The organism is Frankia canadensis, from assembly GCF_900197875.1.
GTDB classification, from domain to species: Bacteria; Actinomycetota; Actinomycetes; order Frankiales; family Frankiaceae; genus Frankia; species Frankia canadensis.
This window is the reverse complement of the sequence record NZ_FZMO01000449.1, coordinates 1-1,217: the sequence shown is the minus strand read 5'-3', so window position 1 is coordinate 1,217 and position 1,217 is coordinate 1. Positions and strand designations below refer to the sequence as shown.

The window sequence follows — 1,217 nt, the reverse complement described above, 5'->3', positions numbered from 1 at the left end:
GGGCGGACAGGTCGCGGGGGGTGTCGGGGGGTGTGGTGTTCCTGTCGGTGGCCGGTGGGGTGACGGCGCTGGCTGGGGTGACGGCGCTGGCTGGGGTGACGGTGGGTGGGGCGACGGTGGTGGGAGGGAGGGCGAGACGGCGTAGCCGGGTGGCGTACAGGCGGCCGCCCCGCGCGGCCAGCCTGGGTTCGCCGCTGTCGAGCGCGGCCCGCAGCAGTTCCGGGCCGGGTGTGGCGTCGGTGTCGGCGTCGAGCAGCACGAACCGGTCCGGATGCTCCGCCTGGGCGGCGAGGACGAACCCGTGGGCGGCCGCGGCGCCCGGGTCGGGCGGCGGGTCGTCGGGCGCGACGACGACGGCGCGGCGGGTCACGACGACGAGCCGGCCGGGGGGCTCCTCGTCGTGCCGGCCGCGGGGCACCTCGTCGAGCGGGCCGCCGGGCAGCTCGTCGTGGTTCGCGCCGGCGAGCCAGGACCGCACCACGTCCAGGCTGTGCGCGGCGGCCCGATCCGCGGCCTCGAGGCTGCCGACCTCCGTCGGCGGGCCGACGGGCGCGGTGGTCGCGGACCCGGCGGCCTCCGCCGCGGGGACGTGCGCGACCGGTATCGGCGCGGCCGGGTCGACGGCGTGGCCCGGCGCTGTCGCCAGCGGCTCCCAGTCGATCCGGTACAGGCCACCGCGCACGGGTGGGCTCGCCGCCAGCAGGGCCGGGTCGATCTCCCGGGTGGTGACCGCGGCGAGGTCGGCGACCGGGTCGCCGGCGAGATCCCGGATCGTGACGGCGACGGTCTGCGGACCGGTCGGTCGGATACGGGCCCGTACCTCCGTGGCGCCGACCGCGTGCACGCGAACGCCGGCGAAGGAGAACGGCAGCCGTGGCGGCCGACCGCCGGTCGGGGCCGCCGTGCCCGCGCCGTCGCCCTCGTCGGCGGCGAGGATCAGCGCGTGCAGGCACGCGTCGAGCAGCGCCGGGTGCAGGTCGAACCCGCTCACCTCCAGCCCCCGCGGCAGCCGGATCTCGGCGAGCAGGTCCTCGCCGTGGCGCCAGCCGGCGACCAGCCCCTGAAACGCCGGGCCGTACCGGTAGCCGCCTCGCTCCAGCCGCGGGTAGAGGTCCCCGGCCGGCAGCGCGACGGCGTCGGCCGGGGGCCACGAGCCGTCGGGGCCGGGCTCGGCGTCGAGGTCGGGCCCGGAGTCGGGGTTGGGCTCGGGGTCGGGG

General features: G+C 79.0%; 1 protein-coding gene. It reads right to left on the bottom strand.

The genetic code is table 11. The annotated features are described in order from the left end of the window. Window positions 1-1,217: polyketide synthase dehydratase domain-containing protein (locus C1A33_RS37605; protein WP_207770511.1), on the bottom strand; the 1,217-nt coding region annotated here is incomplete at both ends.